The sequence below is a fragment of the Acinetobacter sp. P1(2023) genome, assembly GCF_028367635.1.
GTDB lineage: Bacteria > Pseudomonadota > Gammaproteobacteria > Pseudomonadales > Moraxellaceae > Acinetobacter > Acinetobacter pittii_E.
Window position 1 is genome coordinate 347242 of the sequence record NZ_JAQNDD010000004.1, and the last position, 21380, is coordinate 368621.

Genomic DNA, 21380 nt, shown 5'->3' on the forward strand with positions numbered 1-21380 from the left:
AATAAATTACTGTTTCAATTCCAACTCAAAATGCGGCGTTGGAATTGAAACGGCTGAAAACCAAAGAATTAAACTTCGGCTAACTCTGGCTGTTGTTCATTTTTATAAAATGGCACATCACCATTAATGGTTGCACGGTGCATGATGCGATGAGCATCGCCATAATCAAATAATGCTTTATGTTGTGTGCAACGGTTATCCCAAATCGCGACATCACCATCTTGCCATTTCCAACGCAAATGAAACTGTTCTTGAGTCGCATGTTCAAACAAGAAATTAAGCAACTGCTCACTTTCTTGTTCAGGTAACTCATTAATGCGAGTGGTAAAGCCCTCACTTACAAACAACAAAGGCTCACCTATAACCGGATGGGTACGCACCACTGGGTGAACCACTGGCGGGTTACGCTTAAATGTTTGCAAAAGCTTTTCACGTTCTTCTTCGTTATGAGCAAAACGCTCAATCGGAAAAGACTTACGAATATCGTGTGTTGCAGTTAAGCCACGTAATTTTTGCTGTAACTCAAGCGAGAGCCCTTTAAAAGCTGCTGTATTACTCGACCACAACGTGTCACCGCCTACAGGTGGAATTTTAATAGCTTGCAACACACAACCTAAAGGTGGATTTTTACTAAAAGTCACATCTGTGTGCCAAAGTTCATTGTCACGCAAATCTTGTTTCCAGCTATCGAGCACCATCACTTCAGGTACATCTTCAATTGAAGGATAAATCGGGTGCACATGTAAGCTGCCAAAACTACGTGCCAAGTCTGCCTGTGCTTGCGGTGCTAATTGTTGCTTTCGAAAAAAAATGACTTGATGATCAAGCAAAGCCTGCTGGATTTGTTGCCTTGTTTGTTCATTTAACGCATTCAAATCAATATCGTGAATAATTGCGCCAATGGTAGGCTTGATCACTTCAATATTTAAGTTTGCTACTACTGTATTCATCTTCTTTACTACAACTGCTGACCATACCAAGGAGAAAACTGTTTTTGTAACCAACGTAAAAACAGCTCAAAACTAACTGCGACAATCGCAATCACAATAATGCCCAGAATCACCGTATCGGTAATTAAGAACTGTGCTGCCGATTGCACCATAAAACCAATACCGCGGTCCGCTGCAACCAACTCTGCTGCAACTAATGTTGACCAGCCCACCCCAAGACCAATACGAATACCGGTAATAATATGAGGTAAAGCTGTTGGCAAAATGACATGCCAAAAGACTTGTGACTGACTAGCCCCTAATGACAATGCCGCCCGTTCACGATTCAGTTGATGGCTTAATACACCGTGCGCACTACTAATAATGACAGGCGCCAAAATCGAGAAGAAAATCAAAAGTACTTTTGTGGTTTCACCAATACCGAACCAAATTACGAGTAATGGCAAATAAGCTAACGGTGGAATTGGACGTAATAATTCAACCAAAGGGTCTAAAACAGCGCGAACCCATTTGTTCAGGCCCATCCATAAACCCAGTGGTACACCAATCACCACGGCAGCGATCAATGCTAAAAACACACGCGAGATACTAGCGGCCAAGTGTTGCCACAAAGTTGCCTTCATAAAGCCTTCTTGGCTGACCGATATAAATTTTTGCCAGACTGCCTGTGGACTCGGTAAAAACAGTTCAGGTACGACATGCAAAGCAGTAATGAGAAACCAAAGCGCAACCACACTTCCCACACTAATTATGCTGACTGCCAAAGTGCGATGCTTCTCAAAAAATGACGATAGAAATGAAGCATTTTCTGTTTGCACATTTAACTCAGGTTTAAGCTCTGCTTTGTCATATTCATAGACGTTATCTTTAGTGTTCATGTAGGTAACGCCTCCTTACCGCTTTGTTTTTGTGCTCTTAAACTTTCAAATAACTGTTCTCTGAACTGAATAAATTGAGGGTCCGATTTAATTGAGCGAATAGACTCGCCCTGACGATATCGTTGAGCAAAATCGAGGTGTAGAGTTTCTACAATTTTGCCTGGATGCGCTGTCATTAGTACCAGCTGATTGCTGAGTAATAATGCTTCTTCAATGTCATGAGTAATCAAAAAGAAGCTTTTATTTTGTTGAATCCATAAATCGAGCACTAACTGCTGCATGTTTTCACGTGTAAAAGCATCTAATGCGGCAAAAGGTTCATCTAATAAAATAAACGGCGCGTGACTGATCAAAGCTCTGGCAATACCAACACGTTGCTTCATACCACCGGAAAGTTCCCAGATATTGGCTTTTTCAACGTGACTTAAACCTACAATTTTTAAAATTGCGCTCACTTGTTTCTCAATTTCTGCACGCTTTAAACCTTTTAACTGCAAAGCGAAACCAACATTATCTGCAACATTTAGCCAAGGAAGTAAGGCGTGATCTTGAAATACAACAGCACGAGTTACATCTGGTCCATCTACCACTTCATGATTTACAAGCACATCACCTGAACTCGGCTTTTGAAACCCTGCCAAGATATTAAGCAAAGTCGTTTTACCGCAACCTGACTCACCTAAAATCACGGTTAAAGAACCTTCTTCAATGGTTAGGTTAATGTCTTGTAAAACTGGCTTTTGCTGTTTAGGAAAAGTCAGATGAATATGTTTGGCTTCAAGTACACTCATGACAACTCCTTAAGGCTGCAAAAATGAAGAATTCACATTGCCTTTATAATCGGCTTTAAGTTGATCGACCTTGCCCTGACCTTTTAAGAACTTCGCTGTATCAAAAATATTTTGCGCAAATTCACCGTCTAACGTTTGTTTTTGCTGAGCGTGGTCAAGGTAAATATTTCCACTTAATAAAAGCGGGATATCTTTTGCATCAGAACCTGTGAGCTGCGCAATTTTTTGCACGTTATCAGCATCTTTAACGTAAGCGGCTGGGTCTTGGTTATATTTTTCGAGTTGCTCAAGTGTGGTTTGAACAAAAGCTTTCAAAAAGTCAGGATTTTTCTCTGCAAAATCTTTACGCACCACCCATAAGTCATAAGTTGGAGCACCCCATTCACCGACTTGTTTCGAGTCAGTTAAAACCGTACCAGATGCTTTGGCTTTACTTAAAGCAGGTTCCCACACATAGGCAGCATCAATATCACCACGTTCCCATGCCGCTGAAATTTCAGGTGGACGCAAGTTAATAATTTTTACTTTATCTTCTGGAATATTCCAATGTTTCAGTGCAGACAAAAGGCTGTAATGCGTGGTTGAAACAAACGGTACAGCAATGGTTTTGCCAATTAAATCTTGAGGGTTTTTAACCCCTGATTTATTACTCACCACGAGTGCTTCAGACCCACCAAGTTTTGATGTAATTAAGAATACTTCAATCGGTAAATCACGGCTGGCCGCAGCAGCAAGTGGGCTTGAGCCAATATTGCCAAGTACGACATCGCCTGAAGCAAGTGCGTTTACAACATCTGAACCCGCATCAAATTTTTTCCATTGAATAGTACGTTGACTATGTTTTTCATATTCCCCATTCGCCTGCGCCACTTTGCTTGGGTCAACCCCAGTTTGATAAGCAATAACGACAGGTTTGTTTTCACGAACTGAAGCACCCGTATTATTATCTTTCTTATTCTGCCATACGATAAATGCAACAATTGCGACTACTACAATTGCCGTGATAATCAACGGTTTGGTTTTAGTGCTCATAATTTCATGATCTTTCAATAATATAAGCTCATGGTATGCAGCTGGCTTTATAATGAAAAATAAAAAAATATGAGTTGCTTATCTAATTTTTATAAATAACTTTTCCTTATAAGTTTTTATTTTTTGGTAAAAAGCAGATATCAACCAAACTTACAGATTAGCCATAAAATTAAAATACTTATATATCAATAATTAAAAAGGATATTCAAAAAACACATGATGAGAAAAACCTGACATACCTACTCTAATTATTTTATCCTACTCATTTCGTCATTTTTATTTTTTGCTTATCGCACCCAGAGTTTTGCATCTAATTAATTTTCATTCTTTTATATAAAGTTCAGATTTTATTATCTTTTTATCTTAAAACTTCTGCAAATATTAAGATTTGAACAAATCTTTTTCTGGTTTATACATGACGCAAATTTAATTTTTATTTTTAAGAGGAGAAAAATTCTTTTGTTTAAACATTATCAAATTTTGAAAAAAACATTAATTACAGCGTCTTTAATTACACTCAGCCTCTCAAGTCATGCAGCCCTTACCTTTGGTAATGCGGAAGAAGGTCAACTTAAAGTAAGTGGTACTGTTCGAGCTAAATATGTTTATGACTTTGACTCTGATCCCACTACCAGTAAATTTTCCTTTAATGACGCGGTATTATGGCTAGATTACAACTCCCCGAACTGGATTGGCCGCCTAGATTATCGGGTTTATGAATATTACGGGCGTTTAGGCGATGCTAATTGGCTTACCGATGCGTGGTTGGGTTATAAAATTAATGACAACAGTAAAATTATTGCTGGCTTAAACCCAGTTCCTTTTGGCTTGGGTCGATTTTGGGGAAATACTTATTATTTAGGCATTGCCAATAGTGCAGGTTGGGAAGATGTACACAATCTTGGGGTGAAATATGATTTCAATGATGGAATCAATGAAGCACAACTCGCCTTTTATCCTACCGATGGTGGCACCTATAGAGGTAAAAGCAAAGACTCAAGTCGATTTAGTATCAACCCTGTCAATGCGGATGACTCTGTACCGCAAGGCACCAATACTAAAGAAAAGAACTCGATTGTGGTTCGCGGTGCTCATACCTTTAAAAATGTCTTAGGCCAAGAAAATTTCTCTACTCAACTGGGTGCTTCCGCATGGTATTCCACCATTGAAAATAAGCGTTCAGGGCAAGATGGCGATCGCCAAGTTTATTCGGTTTTTAGCAATACCAATTATAACCAATGGAATTTACAGCTTTTGGCTGGTTATCAAGACATTGATAATGCCGACACCCAATATAAAGATCATCTGACCTTGGGCGGTTTCGATTATTCATTTAACTCTGCAACCAAAGGTCAGATTTATTCAGCCGAACTCAGCTATTTATTTCCTCAGCAATTTGGCCCAATCACCTCTGTTCGTCCTTACCTGAACTATAGTTCTTATCGAAAAGAACAAGATGGCTTTAAAGACTCTACCCGTTTTATTCCCGGCATTGCCTTTAACTATCAAAAATTGACAGTACAAGCCGAATTACTGATGGGTAAACATGATCCATATCTAGGAGACAGTGAAGGCCTTGCGACTGGTGGAAGCAATGATAAATGGAATAAAAAAGCGTTTGTGATTTTTGCTTATTACTTCTAATTTTTAAAACAAAGGCCAACAGATGTTGGCCTTTGTTTTATCTAGATATTTATTTTTGCTCTAGTCGATTACTGGTGAATTGCTGAGAGGAAGTTCTGTTTTATCTTCATCAATCACATCAACATCTTGGGCAGTAGGCTCAAACTTAATCAGTAGCCCAATCACAATTAAAGGAATAAAAGCAAAGATAGAAATAATCAGGTAAACATCGGTTTTATATCCCGCCATCCAGATCGGTAAAACAAACAAAGCAATTGCTTGAGCAACACCCGTTACTGCACGGTTAAAGCCAACTCCAACACCACGAATCGAAGCAGGATAAGCCATAGTTGGATAAACCATCATTTGTGCCCCAGGTCCAAAGCCTTCGGCAAAAAGCCACAAACCGAGCATGCCAATTGCGGTATAGAGTAAAAAGCTATTACCAGGTTCACCAATTAATGCCAAAGCAATCAGGGCAATAAACTGAAGTAAAAAACCTATAAGCAACACATGACGAGATTTAAATTTGCTGGCAACAAATACGCCTAACAGGCCGCCCGTAAATGCAAACAGTAAATTGAGTCCAAGTGTGGTAGTAATGGTCGTCAAAACATCAGTATGAAAGAAACGCGTTAAAATAGAAGGTAAAAAGAAGGCAATGGTCGTGTACTGAAATGCCACCGAAATGTGAATCACAATTGCCACAATCGTTCTTGGTAAATAGGTTTTATTAAATAAAACTGCAAACCCCTCGCGCTTTTTCTTTTCAGCAGTTCTTTCTACTTTTTCAACTGTAGCGACTGCATTAATTGCATAGGATTCTTGTAGAACCTTAGCTGCCCCTTTTAAATCGCCTTGGTTTGCAAGCCAGATTGGTGATTCAGTTAAATATTTACCACGAATAAAAATAATGAGTAACGCCGGCACTGCTCCAAAAATTAAAGATGCTCGCCATAACCAGTTGCTATGCTCAGGTGGTAAAAGAAAATAAAGTGCCAGAACTAGACCAAAACACACCGAAGAAGCGGCATACCACATTGGGCACCATGCAGCTAAACGCGCTGCCTTGTTGCTACTACCGTTAAATTTGGAAAACTCAGATAAGTATGACATTGCCACAGGCAAATCAATACCAACACTAATTCCCATAATAAATCTGGCTAAAATCAAAATCCATACATTCGGTGCAAAGCCTGCGACAATTGCCGCAATGACAAACAGCACCATGTCCGCCATAAATACCCGATAACGGCCGATTTTATCTGTCAGCCAACCACCAATCAGGTTACCAACAATGGTTCCGCAGACAATTGCTGAAGCCACCACACCAGTCATGACAGGGCTTAAAGAAAACTCTGAGATGACTTGCTCAATACCAAAGGACAGCGTTGTTAAATCATAGGCATCAATAAACACCCCAATCAATGCCAACCAAATAACTTTATTCGATTTACCCTTCCCTGCAAATTTGGAAATTAATTGTGAAACATCATCGGGAGATTTAATTTCATAACGGTGGTTATGGTCGAGTTCTTGTGTGCTCACTTAATAATTCCTGAATTTTAATAACAGGAACAAAATAATGATTATTCACACAATACAAAAACAAATTAATCTGATGTTTTAATCTAAATTATAGAATTATCTTTTCATTATTAACTCAGCAATAAAACCGATATAAAAAGACAAAATAAAAGCTGGTATTTAACCAGCTATTTATTTAAAGGCTTTCCAAAATATTAACTCGCCTCAGCAAGTTTTAACTCTTTTAGATTACGATATTTTGCACCACGGTGATTTTCAGGTAAATATGGGCCAGCACCAAATAGTTTTTCTCTTAATGTTCCTTGTGTATATGAAGTTTGATATACCCCACGTTTTTGCAACTCTGGAACAATAAATTCGACCACATCGGCAAAGGTTTGATGCGCCAAAATATAGGCAAGGTTAAAGCCATCAACATCGGTATCTTCAACCCATTGTTGTAGAGCATCTGAAACTGTTTCTGCCGAACCCACTAACACAGGCCCATTACCACCTAAGCTGTTCCAGTTTGCAATTTCTTCAATAGTCCAAACACGTTCTGGATCTGCATTTACATAAGAGTCTAATAAAGATTGAATGGCATTGGTTTGAATATATTCAACTTTGTCAGTGGGTTGATATTGTGAAAAATCGACACCAGACCAGCCAGATAGCAATGTTAAAGCGCCATCATAGCTTCCATAGCTTTGATATTCTTTAAACTTAGCCTGTGCTTTTGCATCGGTTTCATCAGTGACAATCGACAAAAGTGCATAAATTTTAACTGAGTACGGATCGCGGCCTTCTTGAGCCAATTTTTGGCGAATACCCTGCACCACTTTTTTTGTGGCAATTTTAGACGGCGCTGCAATAAATACACACTCAGCATTTTGACTCGCAAACTTCTGACCGCGTGAAGATGCGCCTGCTTGGTAGAGTACTGGGGTTCGCTGCGGTGATGGTTCACAAATATGGATGCCCGGCACCGTAAAGTATTTACCTTCGTGCTGAATTGGATGTACTTTTTTATGGTCAGCAAAGATACCGCTTTCACGATCACGCAGTACCGAACCTTCTTCCCAAGAACCTTCCCAAAGTTTGTAAAGGACTTCTAAGTATTCATCAGCAATATCATAACGATTATCATGATTAACTTGATTTTTTAGGCCCAAATTTTTCGAACCGCTTTCCAAATAAGAAGTCACGATATTCCAACCAACTCGCCCTTTGGTTAAATGGTCTAGCGTGCTAATACGTCTAGCAAAAGGATAAGGATGTTCAAAGGAAATCGAGGTTGTGACACCGAAGCCCAAGTGCTTTGTGACTGCCGCCATCGCTGGCACAATCTGCAAAGGATCATTGACCGGAACTTGTACCGCTCCTGTTAAGGCATGCTCAGCGCTTTGATGATAAACGTCATAAATACCAAGCACATCTGCAATAAAAATACCGTCAAAAAAACCACGCTCAAGAATTTGTGCTAAGTCTGTCCAATATTCTAAATCTTTATATTCAACAGATCGGTCTTGAGGATGTCGCCATAATCCAGGAGATTGGTGAGCAATACAATTCATTTCAAAAGCATTAAAACTAATTTTCTTAGTCATAAAATATCAGCCAGCATTTTATTTAATTTTTATACTAAAGCAATTTTTAGGTTTTCTTTATAATATAAACCCCAAACAAAATATGATTTTATTCTAATAGATTTTTATAATTCATTTTAAAAACAAAATAAGATTAAGCCACTAAAATAGCAGCTTAATATCTAAAACTATAATTTATTGTTTAGCAACATTCCCTATTCGCCATTGATACGGTGGTAATGTGCCGTTTACACTAAAATCACCCACAATTCGATTTTTAAATACTCTAGGGTTGTGTGAAGATAAAGTTCGTACATTACGCCAGTATCGATCTAAGCCTAAATCTTTGTCTGTTGCAGAAGCACCTAAAGCATCAAATAAAATCGTAGAAGCATTTAAAATTAAATCGGTAATAATGGTTTGTGACTGTGCACTTTCAAGCTCGGCAAGTGCATTTTGCTCCTCTTCAAGCTGCTCATTATTTTGAAATGCTGCCAAGTAAGCACGCTGCAAGCTTTGTGCAACTTTTTCAACAATCGCTCCTGCACTGTAAGCCGCGCCACGGATTTGTCCTACTACTTGTAAAATTTGCGGATCCTGTTTTACAAATTGGGCATTTGCATGCGTGTAGTTTCGGGTACGTTTAGCAACAGCTTGAGAAACATCATAGGTTGCAGCACGTCCTAGACCTGTAATGATTGCCAGTTGGACCAGTTGATAGTAAGCCGCTGAATATTTAAAGCGATCATCGTCAGGTAAAATTTCAGTTTCATCGACCAATACGTCATGGAAATATGCTGTACCGCTTGCAGTAAGTTGCTGACCAAAGCCGTTCCAGTCATCGACAATTTCAACGCCTTCATCTTCACGGCGAACAACGACTGAGCCAGATTCACCCTTTAAATCTGTTACACCAACGTCCACCCAATCGGCATATAGACTTCCAGTGGTGTAATATTTTTTACCTTTAACGCGAATTTTTCCTTCACTGTCTCGATACAAATGAGTTTCAAATTGATCAATTGACTCTTTCCCGCCTTCTGACCAAGCACTGCCCACCGTTTCCCCATTGGCAATTCGGCTAAGCCAACGCTGTTGAAACGTTTTGTCTTTACTTACCAACACATCTTCAGTGAAACCAAAATGCACACGCAAAGCTTGCGGTAAGTTTGAGTCCGCTTCAGCAAGTTCAATGAGTAATGCAAATAATTCAGGAATGGTTGCATCAAAGCCACCATGAGCTTTGGGAAGTCTTAACCGTGTAAAACCAACATCTTTGAGCCACTGAAGTTGTTCATAGGGCAAAATATGCTGTTGCTCACGAATTAAAACCCCTTCTTTAATACGAGCAAAAGTCGGTCTGAAATGTTGTGCCAACTCATCATAACGTGATGACGGCCCTTCACCCCACACCCGAGAAATAATTGTGGCCTGACTAAGTGCCGCATGCGTTAGTGAACCGAGATGATGCTCAAAATTTAAATTTGTCATATAAGTAAAACCAATATTGCTTTGCTTTTACCATAAAATATTTATTTCACATGAAAACGATTATTTTTTTATAACAGTATTCAAACTTTATATAACGCACAATAAAAGCATGCCAACGCTAAGCGATTTCTTTCTTGTTAAGACTATGCTGACTTTGCAATAAGGTTTGCATATATTCTGAATAGACAGATAGCTTTTCGAAAATATGCTCTGAATAAAACATATCATCAATTAAATGAGTCATTTGATGCGTCGTGAAGGTATCACATAGTCCCACAAGCTTCGCATTCATCTGAGCAAATTGTGCACATAGCTGTACATAGGTTTCATCTTTATTTTTGAATAATAATTTCCGCATTTCTAAGCTATTAAAGTTTTTTAAGTCCTTATCTTTTGTCGTTTTAATCCAATAAATTTTGACCTTTAGAAATTGCTCAAGAGCTTCTAAATGCTCAATATCTATGTCTAAACTTGTAATTAAAAAAACTGTAGAAAGCTCACTTCGACACAGAGCTTTGATTAAGCTTAAATAAATAAACTCAACTTCATTAAGCTCTGCAAGTTCCAAATCAATATAAATTTTTAGACTTTCTAAAACTTCATCTACCTTAAATAGCACCTTTTTATCTGCTTGATAATATTTATTGAGAATAGAAAGTACAGGTGCAGTTGCAGGTGTCGTATAAATGGCAGGCTTGTTTAAGTTTGCAAAAATAAAAGGTGAAAATAGATAGGCCACGCTACTTTGCTGTGGCTCAATATGAGATTGGATTAAATATACAGTTTCAGATTTAGAAAAGTCTCTGAGTACTTTCGCTCTTAATAAAGTAGCTTCAAAATTAACGTAGGTTTGCTCTAACTGAGCCAATATAGATGCAGGAATAGGCTGATTTTTAATAATTTTATGCAGGACATTGAGTTGAGAAGTAATAAACATTTTTTAACATCCAAGCTATTTTAGAAGAGCTACACTTAAATCAGGTCTTTAATAACCTACGTAACAACCAGACCTCACGCAAAACAACAAAGGAATAAAAGAGAAGAAACTATTCTGCGCTTATTACCCAAAGTCGCATTCACTTTGTTTTGGAAAGTGATTTTGGCCATTCGTAAATCTTGTTCATTTATTTTGAACTTTTGAAGAATGGATACATAGCTACAGATAATTGAAAAAAAACTATAGCACACCTCATGACAGCTCCAGACTGTTATAGTTTTATAAAAAATTTCTGTATCTACATATACAAAGATAGTAAGTGCATGATTAAGGAAACTTCTTAAGGTAGGTAGTTTTCATGAGACGATCTATTGCATATCGCCAGATATTTCATCAATGTTTCAATGCAACATGCTTTTTTACAAATGCAACATCAAGCATAAACTTTGTTAACAGACTGAGAACAATTAATCAGTCTATTCTCTTGAAATATCAAGCAATTATATTGCTTTACCCTGTTGGCATTTTACTTGCTAAGAACATTTATCACAGATGCAAGTTTAATCGTCAAAATACTTTGTTGCCTGAAAATAAGTATTTAACTCATTCAACCATCATCAGCTAGTTCACAGGGGGAAAGTTTATGAGCCTCGGTCTAACCGCTTTAGAATTAGCACGAATACAATTTGCTTTTACAGTATCGTTCCATATTATTTTTCCGGCCACCTCTATCGGTCTTGCTTGTTTTTTAGCAGTGTTAGAGTGGAAGTGGTTAAGAACCCAAAACCCGATTTATAAAGATCTATTTAAATACTGGATTAAGATCTTTGCCGTTGCCTTTGGTATGGGTGTGGTCTCGGGCGTGGTCATGAGTTACCAGTTCGGTACTAACTGGAGTGAATTTTCACGCGTCGCCGGAAGTATTACTGGTCCTTTACTTACCTATGAAGTCTTGAGTGCCTTCTTCTTAGAAGCAGGTTTCTTAGGCATTATGTTATTTGGTTGGGGACGTGTCGGTCCTCGAGCCCATTTCTTCGCAACACTTATGGTTGCCATCGGAACGTGTATTTCCATGTTCTGGATTTTATCTTCCAATAGCTGGATGCAGACCCCTCAAGGCTTTGCCATCGAAAATGGCATTATTGTGCCAAAAGACTGGTTTGCAATTGTCTTTAACCCGTCCTTCCCTTACCGCTTTGCACACATGGGTGCTGCCGCTTTCTTGGTTTCATCATTATTGGTTGTAGGAACATCTGCATGGCATTTAGTAAAAGGCCGTCGTGATGAGTTGGTGAAAAAATCATTCTCGATGGGTTTATGGATGGTGCTTGTGACTTCTTGTTTGCAAGTGGTGATTGGCGATAACCACGGTTTAAATACTCGTGAACATCAACCTGCCAAACTTGCAGCAATGGAGGGACACTGGGAAACCAATCACAATGAGCCGATGCCATTATTGTTATTTGCCATTCCGGATATGAAAGAAGAGCGTAACCACTTTGAAGTGGGCGTTCCATATTTGGGTAGTTTAATTTTAACGCACAGTTTAGATGGTCAAGTGACTGGGTTAAAAGAGTTCGCGCCTGAAGATCGTCCAAACTCAACCATTATTTTCTGGAGCTTCCGTGTGATGGTGGGTCTTGGTGTACTCATGGTCACCCTATCACTCATTGCACTTTGGTTACGTAAGCGTGGAAAACTCTATGAAACTTCATGGTTCCATAAATTCGCTTTATTAATGGGACCTGCAGGTTATGTGGCAATGCTTGCAGGTTGGATTACCACTGAGGTCGGCCGTCAACCGTGGGTTGTATACGGCATTATGCGAACCAAAGATGGGCTTTCACATACAGTTTCTGCCGATCAGGTGGGTCTAAGTCTCTTTATTTTTGTGGTGGTATACACCATCGTTTTTGGTAGCGGTATTTACTACACCTTAAAACTCATTAATAAAGGCCCTGTATTTATCGATACACCAACTATTGAATCTGGTGGCGTTGGACACTTTAAAACACCAATGCGTCCACTCAGTGCTGTCGATGAAAACATTGACGATAATCAAAAATCTGGGGAGAAACATCATGATTGATCTTTCTTTAATATGGGTCGGTATTATTGGTTTAGGTGTTTTGATTTACGTGGTCATGGATGGTTTTGACTTAGGAATCGGGATTATGTTCCCTTTCATTAAGAACAGCCAAGAACGTGACGTGATGATGAATACCGTCGCCCCTGTTTGGGATGGTAACGAAACGTGGATGGTACTCGGTGGTGCTGGGCTATATGCAGCATTTCCACTGGTTTATTCAACAGTTTTATCAGCACTCTACCTGCCTATTATTTTCATGGTCATTGCCCTGATTTTCCGTGGCGTTGCGTTTGAATTCCGTTTTAAAGCTCACCGTACCAAGCATCTGTGGGACTTAGCCTTTATTTGGGGCTCAGTTTTAACCAGCTTCCTACAAGGGATTATTTTGGGTGCCTATATCCAAGGGATTAAAACCGAAAATGGTATTTATGCTGGTGGTCCATTTGATTGGTTATCTCCATTTACAGTCTTCACAGGTATTGGCGTAGTTGCGATGTATGCTACTTTAGGATGTGGATGGCTTATTTTAAAAACTGAAAAAGGTTTACAGCAACGCATGTATGAGCTTATGCCAAAACTGATTATTGCACTGCTGATCATTTTTGGTGGCGTAAGTTTATATACGCCGTTGACTCATCCTGAAATTGCAGATCGCTGGTTCTCTTTACCAAATCTGTTCTATTTTAGCCCTGTACCTATTTTGGTCTTATTATTTGTTGGCCTGATTTTATCAGCATGTAAAAAGCAGGATCATGACCTTAAACCATTTGCATATACATTAGCGCTTGTTTTCCTTGCATTTACTGGTTTTGTGATTAGTTTATGGCCCTATATTATTCCGCCATCAGTCACCATTTGGCAGGCAGCAGCGCCTCATTCAAGCCAGATGTTTGCTTTGGTCGGCGCGTTAATTCTGATTCCAATTATTATTGCTTACACCATTGTCTCTTATTGGGTATTCCGTGACAAAGTGCGTGTAGGTGACGAAGGTTATCATTAAGTATGGAGGGTTTTATGAAAAAGTCATCCGTTAAACTCAATCAAACTCAATGGTTTATTCTGTTATGGCTGGGCGGTTTTTTAGCCTTAGCTGTGATTGCGGGTTTGTTTAAAGTTATATTGATTTATGCTGCCCCTTACTTAAAGTAAATCTATCGTTCTAAACAAATGCCGTTTGTAGATTCTGCAAACGGCATTTATTATTGATTAAGTGCATCTTTCATTTTGTTATTTCGTGCAGCTCATACATGTATAAATCAGAACAACTCGCTCATAGCATTCGCCAACTCATTGAGAGTGGCACTTTAAATGCACATGAAAAATTACCGTCATTGAGAGATCAGGTACAACGCTCTGGTTTTAGTTTAATGACCGTAATGAATGCTTATCAGGAGCTTGAATCACAAGGTCTGATCTATTCAAAAGAAAAATCTGGATACTTTGTTGCCGAGCAAATTGCACTTAAACCTTTAGAGCAATATTCAGTTGTTTCCCTGAATTCTAAAATTGAAATTAACTCATTAGTTTTTAAATATCTTAAATCGATTCAACATGAGTCTGTCGTACCTTTTGGCTCAGCTTTTCCTGATAGTCAACTTCTAACAGCACCCAAACTTATTCAAATTATGGGACAGCTTGCCCGTCAAAGACAAAGTTATGACCAGACCACGAGCCTACCGCCTGGCAATTTAGCCTTAAGAAAGTTAATTGCTCAGCGCTACTGTATGCAAGGCATACAGACAGATCCAGATGACATTGTCATTACATCAGGTGGTTTGGATGCACTAAACCTTTCGCTACAAGCTGTCGCTCAACCCGGCGATTATATTTTATTACAGCAAAACGTGTTTTATGGAGCTTGGCAAGCCGCAGAGCGTTTAGGACTTAAAGTGATTACCATTCCTGAACATCCGCAACATGGTTTTGATCTAGAGGCTTTTGAACAGGTTATTCAAACATATCCAATTAAGGTGTGTTGGCTGATGCTGAATGCCCATAACCCGATTGGTTTTACAGTCAGTGATGACATTAAATATAAAATTGCCAAGTTGCTTCACGAACACCAAATTTATTTGATTGAAGACGATGTCTATGAAGAACTTTTTTATGGCGGCCAAAAACCACTTTCAATGAAGTATTTTGACCAACAAAATCTGGTGCTTCACTGCTCTTCTTTTTCTAAAACATTAGGGGCTGGTTTTCGGGTTGGTTGGGTCTATGCGGGTAAGTTTTCAGACCATATTCAACACTTGCAGCTTATGAGTACCATTTCAGTCAATGCACTCATTCAAAATGCATTGGTTGAATTCTTGTCTCACCATCATTATGAAAAGCACTTACGCACACTTAGGCTTTCACTTGAGCGTTATAAAAAGCAGTTTTATCACTATTTAAAACAACATTTACCAAGCTCTTGCGAAGTGTATTACTACCCAAGTGGTTATTTTCTATGGGTTAAACTTCCTAGTACGCTAGACAGTATGCAAATTTATGAAGAATTGATTCAGCAAGACATTGGCGTTGCGCCAAGCCCTCTGTTTAGTGTTTTACCCGCACAACAGCATTATTTACGAATCAATTGTTCTTTTGAATGGAACACTACAATTCAAAGCGCATTAGATCAGGTTATCAAAACCATTCAACAAAGAGTTGAAGTAAATCTCTAGAGAAATGCTTCGACCTAAGCACAATTTTATAGACTTTATTTTGTGGTAACTTTATAACTCAAATCTATAGTTTTAAGGGAAACAGGTTCAAGGAATTAATATGGAAATTGATGAAGAACTCACCCTTAAAAAAATACAGATTTTTTTAGCTTTTATGCGCTGTGGAAATTTGTCTAAAACAGCCACAGAAATGCAGTTGAGTAATGTCAGTGTTCATAAAGCCTTACATTCTTTAGAAAGTGCTTTGCGTTGCCCTCTTTTTAAAAATGAAGGCCGTAACCTCATTCCTTTAAAAAGTGCTTATGTCTTTGAAGAACGGGCACAAAAAATCGTACAAGACATTTTTATTACCGTAAATAAAACCAGAGAAGCTGCTGGTTTTGCGGCTAAGGTTTTACATTTAGGTTCGCTTTATTCTCTGACGGTAAACACAATTCCAAATGTGATTAGCGGTCTTAAGCTCAGACGTAGTGAGCTTGATATTCAACTTTTGCTGAGTTCAAATCAGGATTTGGTGAAAAAGCTTAAAGCGACAGAGCTTGATGCCATTATCGTAGCTCTTAATGAAACCACTCAAGATGATGACTTTGAAATTTTGCCAATGTTTTCAGACGACATTTTTTTGGCAGTCAATAAAGATTCTAAATATGCTGAGTTTAAAGATATTGATTTAAGCCTTTTAAAAGAAGAAACTTTTTTAACTTTAACTAAGGGTTTTGCTACTCATAACGACAGCGACATCATTTTTAAAAAAGCTGGTTTTTCACCTAAAGTTGCTTTACAGGTCAATGATATTTTTACCCTCATTAGTATGGTCAGCTCAGGTGTCGGTTTTGCTCTACTACCTGGTCGTATTTCTGCTGTTTATGAAAGTTCGGTCAAACTTATTCCTTTAAAACAGCAATATCATATGCAACAAGAAATTGGTCTGGTCTTTTTAAAAAGTAAGGAACGAGACCCTAACTTACTTGCGCTGATTGCTGAATGTCGAATGTTTGCCTCTAATTTCAAAAATAAAAAAGACCGTTGTTAATAGCAACGGCCTTTTTGACTGAGTATTAAATACTGATTAACCGACTAAAGCATTAACAGCAAAGAACAAAACGGTTGGTCCCATTAAACAGCCAAGGCCTGTATGGAACGTTGCTGTAAGCGCACCGTAAGGAACCAAGCGACGGTCTGTCGCTGCTAAACCAGCTGACACACCACTTACTGTTCCAGCTAAGCCACCAAAAATCATGGCAGAGCGTGGATTATCAAGTCCCATAAATTTTGCGGTAAGCGGCGTTGACACCATTACACAAATTGCTTTCACCAGCCCCGTTGCAATTGATAAGGCCATAACTTCAGAACTCGCGCCAATTGCAGCCCCCGTCACTGGCCCCACAATGTAAGTCACTGCACCCGCACCAATTGTAGTAATACTTACCGCATCACGATAGCCGAAAATCCACGCAAACATACAACCGACAATAAACGGCAAAATGGTCCCGAGAAATAAAGAGAAGGCGCCAATAAATCCTGCTTTTTTCGCCTCAGTCGCTTGTACCTCAAAGGCTGTTGCTACAATGGTAAAGTCACGAAGCATTGCACCGCCCATAAGTCCTACACCCGTAAAGAGCGCAAGGTCAGTCAAACCTTTTTCACCACCTGTCATTTTTCCGCCAAACCATGCCAAAATCAAACCAATCACAATCGCAATTGCTGAAGCATGCACTCGTCCGTTGGTTAAATATTTAGAGAGCTTGGTCGACAGCCACATAATTAAGGCAATTAAGGCAAAAGCTGTAATTAAACCTAAATGGGTTAAGTCTTTTAATAATAATTCAACCATGAACTTTACCTCCAATGCGGTTTAATGCGGTGTCCTCTTCTTTAGGTAAAGGGCTTGCTTTGTTGTAACGACTTAAACCGGCAATAGTGAGTGTACAAACTGCAACTGAAACTACAGCAGCAAATAGTGCCATATGACCACTAGATAAAGCGGCAACCACATTTTGTTGCGCTGCCATGGCAACAACAACAGGAATATACATAGTGCCCCAGAATGAAACGCCTTTTTCAGTTTCAACTGTCATAACACCGCGTTTTTCCATCCATAACCGTATGCAAATGAGTAAAATCATGGCGATACCCACGCCACCAACGTTGGACTTTACTCCCAATAAAACGCCCAACAGATCGCCGACAATAACACCCACCAAGGTGCAAAGTGCGAGTAAACCAACTCCATATATAATCATGACAATCCCTCATATCCTTGGATCATTTATGCTTTTGTAAATCAGAATCAAAAAGATCAATAATTCTGCTGTTCTTTTTGCATCGCAATCTGAATGCTATCTATACGTGTCCCTTGAAATGACAACACGGTTCCTTCTTTAAATGTTCGACGTGCAAGTGTTGTAAGTACCGTTCCCGGTAAAGCTTCTATCTGCAACCTTACACCTCGCTCCCATGCAGCTTGGATGGTACTTTCCCAATCTACAGTTCGACTCATATTAAAAGCCAAGTCATCACCAATCTGTTCTGGTCTGCTCAGCGTACGAGCCGTTGTACCACTTAAATAACGTATTTTAGGCTGCTTTAAAGTGACTCCCTCCATAGACGCTGCAAGTTGCTTTGCTTGCTGACTTAATAATTCACAGTGCGATGGCACCGATACATCTAATTTTTTTGCCACCACGCCTTGTTGCCTTGCCAAAACAGCAACTTGGTTCATGGCTTCAAAACTTCCTGAAATAACGATCTGGTTATGTGCATTAATATTTGCAACAAACACCTCTGGCGTTATTTCATAAATTTGTTTGACCCATGTTTCGACAGCTGCACGATCTGTACCAATTAGTGCCGTCATGCCATATCCAGTGGGATAAGCGTTTTGCATGAGTTCACCTCGATAGGCAACTAAACGAATAGCATCTTCATAGTTTAGAACTCCTGCTACAACCGCAGCCGACCATGCGCCAATTGATAAACCCGCAACATAATCTGGTGTTAAGTTTTCCGCTGTTAATAAAGCTGAACTCACCACACCTGAAATCAGTAAACAAAGCTGTACTGCACGTGTCGATTGCAATGCAGCCGGACTATCTAACATCAAGACATCTTCTTTGAGTGCATCTGATGCCCGCTCAAGGTACTCTTTAACTAGAGCGATTTGAGGTAAGTCGTGCAACATATTACTTCGTTGCACACCTTGTCCCGGATATACCCAAATTGAAGCCATGATATCTATTCCCTAATTCCATGGGTTTTCTACTAAAACAGCACCCTCAGGACGTTTTAATAGAACTTTTCCACTGTTCCCAGCCCATTCTTTTAAAGCCAAACCACCTTGTGGAAGTTGAAGCTGTATATCCACATTGAGGCCTGCGTGCTGAAAATTTTCGAGTAGCTCAATCGCCTGCTTTTTGGCAAAAGGTTGTTCAGCTCGAATCAACAAATCTATGTCACTTTGCTGAGTAACTGTTTTAATGCCGGTTGCCAGTTCAAACCCGAAACTTCCTGTATATCCCCAACATCCCGAAAAGTTTTTCATAATGCTGGAAATGGTCTGTAAACGTTCTGCCAAATGTGCAAACTGCTGCATATCTACATAAGTCAGTGCTTCGGGTTTAAGCTGTCTGCTAATCGCAGATATTGGCATTTGAGCTGCATATCGTTGATAGCGAAATTGCCCCCTTACACCTACCGCCACCTGATCTTCAGGAGTAATTGCCCGTCGAACCACAACAGGATCGCCTCGTAGTAACACCTCTTTCACCCAATGCGGAGCATCATCGGCTAAGCAGTCGACCGTCATGCCCCACAGTAAATCATGGGTTTCGAGCTTAAGTTTCATGACCATTGCTCACGCAATAATTCACGGACCCTTTTAGACATCTGACGGTTTTGGCCGTGAAGTCTTTGTTCTAATCCTCTCGATTGCTCAGCATTAATTTCTTTAAACGCTTGTGCAATTGCCTGCTTCGCTAACGAAAGATCAGCGGTTGTCGGTTGTTCAGCGTTTTCAACAGATAACAGTTCAGATAACAAACCAAGCGTGGCATAGCTTTCAATGTCATAAGCCATTGGCGGAATGCTTGAGGCCAATTGCTCTAACTCATCAACCGAGCGTAAGGTAACGCGTGCAGCAGATTCCTTACCCATTGCATGCACCATAACACCTGAATCTTTTAAGGCAATAATACGATTGGCTTGGTATCCATGCGCCAAGAAAGCTCCCGACATCGACTTACCTACCAATAAACTGACAACAGGATGGCCTGCCAATCTGGCTCTGGCATAACTATCTACTGCACCCGCTAAAGCTTGATGAATACCTAATAATTCTTCACGGCGCCCATAGGCCTGACTTGGCACATCAACCAAACATAAAATAGCGCGTTTAGTTCCAGTCTGTGCATCGGCTTGAATCACTTCATCAACTGCTTTTGCTAAATTCCAGCCTTCTAGCAGTCCAACTTCACCTTGTTTTGCCCGAGGGAACAGATTATTGCTGTCTTGGACAACTGCAATCACGCGCACCGCTTGCTGGTCAATCTGACCATCAGCTACCCAAACTGAAGCTGGAAAACCTTCAACTGTCTTAAAGCCTTGCGTGAGCGCTTTAAACCAATGCGCACCCCGAGTAGATGCTTTTAATGTATCAACGGCGATATTCATGCTTGCTCTCCTTGATACAAAACTTGAACTTGTGCTGGGGTAATCTGCTCAGCAGTATCAACTTGTTGTAGCTTTTCTAAATAGAATGTGTAATTTGAACTACGATGCTGATGAGGTACGCCTTGAGTTAAATAATCGATGACTTGCTGCCGAATTTTCTGGCGATCATCATCAACATAAGCATCTGCCAAACCACTAGCGAAACGCTGATTACCCCCCGTAATACTCCATATAAATGGACGATCTTTGGCGTTATATTCTTGTACACCAGCTTCTTGTTCTATCACCTGTGGGCCATTTAGACCTAAACGTCCTTCTTGTGTCATTACAATATAGCTACATAGTCCAGCCGCAATTGACATTCCACCGAAGCACCCTACACTGCCTGCAACCACTGCAATCACAGGTTGATACTGACGTAAGTTCACAATTGCAGCCTGAATTTCAGCAATGGCTGCCAAGCCCAGATTTGCTTCTTGTAAGCGAACGCCTCCCGTTTCTAGTAGTAAAATTGCTGCTGTTGGAATACCTTTTAGATTATCTTCAACCGCAAGTTCTAAGGCACCTGCAATTTTGGCACCACCCACCTCACCTAAACTGCCACCTTGAAATAAACCTTCAATTGAAATTAAAACCACTGGCTGTTCTTGAATAGATCCTTTTGCAATCACTACACCATCATCGGCTTGCGGCACAATATTCTGTTTAACGAGCCAAGGCGACATAACACGGGCAAATGGGTCGAGTAACTCTCGAAACGTCCCTTCATCTAATAATGCTTTGGCACGTTCTCTTGCACTCAGCTCAATAAAATCTTGTTTATTTAACAAGCTCTCGATATCAGTCATGAGCAATCTCCTCTAAAGCTTGTTCCAGACGTAAACGAACAACACCAGGGGTTGCACCAAAGTCATGAATATCAATATTGACGGCAGGTGGTATTTGCGCAGTAAAAATTCGTTCAAAAAGATTGTGCCAACGTGCTGCACTGCCATCTACAGAGGTAACGACATGAATAGAGGCTTTGCCTGTTTCACCAGGTTCCATCAAAATTTCTAAATCGCCCGAGCCGACACATCCTACCAATGCTTTTTTTACAGGTGGCTCTGTCGCCACAAATTCAAAATGAATTGTTTCCATTA

21 protein-coding genes are annotated in these 21380 nt (G+C 39.7%); 6 read left to right on the plus strand and 15 right to left on the minus strand.

What is annotated here, in order from left to right; genetic code table 11:
• Nucleotides 1–68 precede the first annotated feature (68 nt).
• Genes tauD through tauA form a run of 4 tightly spaced genes read right to left on the minus strand, consistent with a single transcriptional unit; the run spans nucleotide 69 to nucleotide 3669 of the window.
• Entirely contained in the window at nucleotides 69–950 is an 882-nt protein-coding gene (gene tauD, locus POD11_RS08695) for a taurine dioxygenase (RefSeq protein WP_262456952.1), read from the minus strand.
• A gap of 8 nt (nucleotides 951–958) precedes the next feature.
• Nucleotides 959–1828: a taurine ABC transporter permease TauC gene (gene tauC / locus POD11_RS08700; protein WP_001092656.1), complete on the minus strand. Its 870-nt coding sequence runs from the start codon at nucleotides 1826–1828 to the stop codon at nucleotides 959–961.
• Nucleotides 1825–2619, minus strand: a complete 795-nt coding sequence (locus POD11_RS08705; RefSeq protein WP_262456953.1) for a taurine ABC transporter ATP-binding protein — start codon at nucleotides 2617–2619, stop codon at nucleotides 1825–1827. The genes tauC and POD11_RS08705 overlap by 4 nt, the downstream gene beginning before the upstream one ends.
• A gap of 9 nt (nucleotides 2620–2628) precedes the next feature.
• The gene (gene tauA / locus POD11_RS08710) at nucleotides 2629–3669 is read right to left on the minus strand and encodes a taurine ABC transporter substrate-binding protein (RefSeq protein WP_262456954.1); all 1041 of its coding nucleotides are present in this window, start codon (nucleotides 3667–3669) and stop codon (nucleotides 2629–2631) included.
• A gap of 441 nt (nucleotides 3670–4110) precedes the next feature.
• Between tauA and POD11_RS08715 the strand changes: the two genes are divergently transcribed.
• Nucleotides 4111–5295: a hypothetical protein gene (locus tag POD11_RS08715; RefSeq protein ID WP_262456955.1), complete on the plus strand. Its 1185-nt coding sequence runs from the start codon at nucleotides 4111–4113 to the stop codon at nucleotides 5293–5295.
• A 60-nt stretch (nucleotides 5296–5355) separates the two neighbouring features.
• Here the strand turns inward: POD11_RS08715 and POD11_RS08720 are convergent, their stop codons facing one another.
• From POD11_RS08720 to POD11_RS08735, 4 genes are all read right to left on the minus strand, one after another.
• Complete coding sequence (locus tag POD11_RS08720; RefSeq protein ID WP_262456956.1) at nucleotides 5356–6822, minus strand: MFS transporter; 1467 nt, start codon at nucleotides 6820–6822, stop codon at nucleotides 5356–5358.
• 194 nt (nucleotides 6823–7016) lie between these two features.
• The gene (locus tag POD11_RS08725; protein WP_262456957.1) at nucleotides 7017–8408 is read right to left on the minus strand and encodes an LLM class flavin-dependent oxidoreductase; all 1392 of its coding nucleotides are present in this window, start codon (nucleotides 8406–8408) and stop codon (nucleotides 7017–7019) included.
• A 174-nt stretch (nucleotides 8409–8582) separates the two neighbouring features.
• A complete protein-coding gene (locus POD11_RS08730; RefSeq protein WP_262456958.1) occupies nucleotides 8583–9878 on the minus strand; it encodes an acyl-CoA dehydrogenase family protein in 1296 nt (431 codons plus the stop codon).
• 118 nt (nucleotides 9879–9996) lie between these two features.
• Nucleotides 9997–10815 carry a hypothetical protein gene (locus POD11_RS08735; protein ID WP_262456959.1) on the minus strand — a complete coding sequence of 273 codons (819 nt, stop codon included), beginning with the start codon at nucleotides 10813–10815 and terminating at the stop codon, nucleotides 9997–9999.
• Nucleotides 10816–11458: 643 nt separating this feature from the next.
• On the opposite strand from POD11_RS08735, the gene POD11_RS08740 reads away from it, so the two are divergent.
• The 5 genes from POD11_RS08740 (at nucleotide 11459) to POD11_RS08760 (ending at nucleotide 16603) form a co-directional block, all read left to right on the plus strand.
• Nucleotides 11459–12904, plus strand: coding sequence for a cytochrome ubiquinol oxidase subunit I (locus POD11_RS08740; RefSeq protein WP_016141318.1), 1446 nt, complete (start codon nucleotides 11459–11461; stop codon nucleotides 12902–12904).
• Nucleotides 12897–13904: a cytochrome d ubiquinol oxidase subunit II gene (cydB, locus tag POD11_RS08745; protein WP_016141319.1), complete on the plus strand. Its 1008-nt coding sequence runs from the start codon at nucleotides 12897–12899 to the stop codon at nucleotides 13902–13904. Before POD11_RS08740 ends, cydB begins: the two co-directional genes overlap by 8 nt.
• A gap of 14 nt (nucleotides 13905–13918) precedes the next feature.
• Nucleotides 13919–14053: a hypothetical protein gene (locus POD11_RS08750; protein WP_000749813.1), complete on the plus strand. Its 135-nt coding sequence runs from the start codon at nucleotides 13919–13921 to the stop codon at nucleotides 14051–14053.
• A gap of 98 nt (nucleotides 14054–14151) precedes the next feature.
• Nucleotides 14152–15570: an aminotransferase-like domain-containing protein gene (locus tag POD11_RS08755; protein ID WP_262446631.1), complete on the plus strand. Its 1419-nt coding sequence runs from the start codon at nucleotides 14152–14154 to the stop codon at nucleotides 15568–15570.
• A 100-nt stretch (nucleotides 15571–15670) separates the two neighbouring features.
• Nucleotides 15671–16603, plus strand: a complete 933-nt coding sequence (locus tag POD11_RS08760) for a LysR family transcriptional regulator (protein ID WP_191899268.1) — start codon at nucleotides 15671–15673, stop codon at nucleotides 16601–16603.
• A gap of 36 nt (nucleotides 16604–16639) precedes the next feature.
• On the opposite strand, the gene madM is transcribed toward POD11_RS08760, so the two are convergent.
• The 7 genes from madM to POD11_RS08795 are packed head-to-tail and all read right to left on the minus strand — an operon-like array spanning nucleotide 16640 to nucleotide 21378.
• Nucleotides 16640–17404: a malonate transporter subunit MadM gene (gene madM / locus POD11_RS08765; protein WP_262456960.1), complete on the minus strand. Its 765-nt coding sequence runs from the start codon at nucleotides 17402–17404 to the stop codon at nucleotides 16640–16642.
• Nucleotides 17397–17813 (minus strand): malonate transporter subunit MadL, encoded by a 417-nt coding sequence (madL, locus tag POD11_RS08770; RefSeq protein WP_224991694.1) that lies wholly within the window; start codon nucleotides 17811–17813, stop codon nucleotides 17397–17399. Before madL ends, madM begins: the two co-directional genes overlap by 8 nt.
• 56 nt (nucleotides 17814–17869) lie before the next feature.
• On the minus strand, nucleotides 17870–18799 hold the full coding sequence (mdcH, locus tag POD11_RS08775) for a malonate decarboxylase subunit epsilon (RefSeq protein WP_262456961.1): 930 nt from the start codon (nucleotides 18797–18799) through the stop codon (nucleotides 17870–17872).
• 12 nt (nucleotides 18800–18811) lie between these two features.
• Nucleotides 18812–19420 carry a malonate decarboxylase holo-ACP synthase gene (locus POD11_RS08780; protein WP_262456962.1) on the minus strand — a complete coding sequence of 203 codons (609 nt, stop codon included), beginning with the start codon at nucleotides 19418–19420 and terminating at the stop codon, nucleotides 18812–18814.
• Nucleotides 19411–20238: a biotin-independent malonate decarboxylase subunit gamma gene (mdcE, locus tag POD11_RS08785; RefSeq protein ID WP_262456963.1), complete on the minus strand. Its 828-nt coding sequence runs from the start codon at nucleotides 20236–20238 to the stop codon at nucleotides 19411–19413. Before mdcE ends, POD11_RS08780 begins: the two co-directional genes overlap by 10 nt.
• Nucleotides 20235–21086 carry a biotin-independent malonate decarboxylase subunit beta gene (locus POD11_RS08790; protein WP_262456964.1) on the minus strand — a complete coding sequence of 284 codons (852 nt, stop codon included), beginning with the start codon at nucleotides 21084–21086 and terminating at the stop codon, nucleotides 20235–20237. Before POD11_RS08790 ends, mdcE begins: the two co-directional genes overlap by 4 nt.
• Nucleotides 21079–21378: a malonate decarboxylase subunit delta gene (locus tag POD11_RS08795; protein ID WP_262456965.1), complete on the minus strand. Its 300-nt coding sequence runs from the start codon at nucleotides 21376–21378 to the stop codon at nucleotides 21079–21081. The genes POD11_RS08790 and POD11_RS08795 overlap by 8 nt, the downstream gene beginning before the upstream one ends.
• Nucleotides 21379–21380 lie beyond the last annotated feature (2 nt).